Source organism: Mesorhizobium sp. M7A.F.Ca.ET.027.03.2.1 (assembly GCF_003999175.1).
Classification (GTDB): Bacteria; Pseudomonadota; Alphaproteobacteria; order Rhizobiales; family Rhizobiaceae; genus Mesorhizobium.
Map to the genome: position 1 here is coordinate 1 of NZ_RZOM01000934.1, position 2464 is coordinate 2464.

Consider the following 2464-nt stretch of genomic DNA (forward strand, 5'->3'; position numbering starts at 1 on the left):
GTGTCGATGCGGTGCGGCGGCGGCTCACCAGCGAGGCCGGTCGCGAGCATCTCAAGCTGATTGCGCAGGAGGCGGAGGCACGCATGACCGAGGAAGACCTGCCCGACGATCGGCTGCGGCTGATGTTCGCTTGCGCCCATCCGGCGATCGAATCGAGCGTACGTTCGCCGCTCATTCTGCAGACGGTGCTGGGGTTCGACGCCGCGACGATCGCCTCCGCCTTCCTGGTCTCCCCCGCAACCATGGGCCAGCGCCTGGTGCGGGCCAAGAGCCGCATCCGTGAAACCGGCATTCCGTTCCGCGTGCCGGAGCGGGCCGAACTCGGCGAAAGGCTGGACGCGGTGCTGGAGGCGATCTATGCCGCCTTCGCCGAAGGCTGGTCCGATCCGGCCGGCACCGAAACGCGGCGCCGCAACCTGGCGACCGAAGGCATCTGGCTCGGCCGGTTGGTGGCCTCGCTGATGCCGGAGGAACCGGAGGCACTGGGCCTGTTGTCGCTGATGCTGTTTGCCGAGTCTCGCCGCGCCGCACGGCGCAGCGCCGAAGGCGACTTCGTGCCGTTGGCGGAGCAGGATTGCCTTCTATGGGACCGTGCCCTCATCGACGAGGCGGAAGCGCTGCTTTCCCACGCCGCGGCCAAGGGCGTCATCGGCCGCTACCAGCTTGAGGCGGCCGTGCAGTCCGCGCATGCGGCACGAAGGCTCACCGGCCGCACCGACTGGGTGGCGATCCAGGAACTCTACGACGCGCTGCTTTCGATCGCAGGATCGCCGGTGGTGGCGATAAACCGCGCGGTGGCGATCGCCGAGGCCGAGGGCGCAGTGGCCGGATTGGCGGCTCTTTACGTGCTGGGCGACGACAAGCGGCTTGACGAGTACCAGCCCTATTGGGCCGCACGCGCCGGTCTCCTGGCCAGGCTTGGTCAGGTACCGCAAGCCTGCGAAGCCTATGACCGGGCGATCGGCCTCGAGCGCGACCCGGCGGTGCGCCGGTTCCTGCAAGGAAAAAGAGCGGTGCTCAGAAATTGAGCTTCAGCCCGGCCACATCTCGTGCGAGGTGTTGAGCGTCTTCATCAGCGGATGGTCGCGCAGCCGCGCCCACAGGCGTTCGATGTTCGGCCATGCCGTCCGCGCGCTGTCGATGTCGGGATACCAGGCCACCAGCATGACCAGATAGATGTCGGCCAGCGACATCCGGTCACCGACCAGCCAGTCACGGCCTTCGAGCGCGGCATCGAGAACGGCAAAGCCGCGGTCCATCTCGGCCACGGCCGCCTGCTTGACCGCCTTGGTGCCTTCGGGATCGGCAGTGTAGCGGTATGCGTAGTAGAAACGCAGCACCGCCGAATAGAGCACAGACGACATAAAGGCCATCCAGCGCAGGAAATCCGCGCGGGCAGGCGCTTCTGCTCCCGGCGCCAAATTGGCGTTGGGGTGGCGCTCGGCAAGCACGATGCAGATCGCTGCGGATTCGGTCATCGAGCTTCCGTCGGGCAAGGTCAGCACCGGCACCTGGTTCAACGGACTGATGTCGAGGAAGGCGGGATCGGGCCGGTCGGTCTTCGGCACGTCGATCTGCTCAAATGGTACATTGGCCAGCGCCAGCGCTGCCTCGACCACGAAGCCGCCGCTGCCGGGACGGGTATAAAGCTTGTACATAAATTCTCCCCCGACCTGCGCAAAGCAGGCCGGGGGAGATATGAACCGGAAGCGGTGTCGCCCTCAAGCCGCCGATGGCGGCCACGGGCGTTTTTTCAGCGGGCCAGCTTGGTCACGAAGAAGCGTCGGATTACGATCCCAGCCCCTCGAACAGGATGGTCGACAGATAACGCTCGGCGAAGGACGGGATGACCACCACAAGGTTCTTGCCCTTGTTCTCCGGCCGCGAGCCGACGACGATGGCCGCCTGCAGGGCGGCGCCCGAAGAGATACCGACCGGCACGCCTTCGAGGCGGGCGACGAGGCGGGCATTGGCCACGGAATCCTCGTTCGACACTTTGACGATCTCGTCATAGATCGTCGTGTCGAGGATTTTGGGCGCAAAGCCGGCGCCGATGCCCTGGATCTTGTGCGGGCCGGGCTGGCCGCCCGACAGAACAGGCGAGGAGTCCGGCTCGACGGCGACGACATGCACGGAGGGCTTGCGCTTCTTCAGCACCTGGCCGACGCCGGTGATGGTGCCTCCGGTGCCGATACCGGCGACGAAGATATCGACCTCGCCATGCGTATCGTTCCAGATTTCCTCGGCCGTCGTCGTGCGGTGGATTTCTGGATTGGCCGGGTTCTCGAACTGCTGCGGGATGATCGCGTTGGGGATCGTCGCTGCCAGTTCGTCGGCCTTGGCGATGGCGCCCTTCATACCTTTCGGGCCTTCTGTCAGCACCAGCTCGGCGCCCAGCAGCGCCAGCATTTTCCGGCGCTCGATCGACATCGTTTCGGGCATCGTCAGGATCAGCTTGTAGCCC

General features: G+C 65.8%; 3 protein-coding genes. 1 reads left to right on the top strand and 2 read right to left on the bottom strand.

Annotated elements, in window-relative coordinates:
• Positions 1 to 1028, top strand: a 1028-nt coding sequence (locus EN750_RS29230; RefSeq protein WP_145968015.1) for an RNA polymerase sigma factor, incomplete at its 5' end; no start/stop codon positions are given.
• 3 nt (positions 1029 to 1031) lie between these two features.
• Here the strand turns inward: EN750_RS29230 and EN750_RS29235 are convergent.
• Together EN750_RS29235 and EN750_RS29240 are read right to left on the bottom strand one after the other, a co-directional pair.
• Positions 1032 to 1658 carry a glutathione S-transferase family protein gene (locus tag EN750_RS29235; RefSeq protein ID WP_127398827.1) on the bottom strand — a complete coding sequence of 209 codons (627 nt, stop codon included), beginning with the start codon at positions 1656 to 1658 and terminating at the stop codon, positions 1032 to 1034.
• Between the two features lie 130 nt (positions 1659 to 1788).
• Positions 1789 to 2464, bottom strand: a 676-nt coding sequence (locus EN750_RS29240) for a pyridoxal-phosphate dependent enzyme (protein WP_127398828.1), incomplete at its 5' end; no start/stop codon positions are given.

What these genes read in the sequence shown, in the direction of transcription:
- EN750_RS29235 (WP_127398827.1), bottom strand. Translation starts at nt 1,658, where the DNA reads ATGTACAAGCTTTATACCCGTCCCGGCAGCGGCGGCTTCGTGGTCGAG.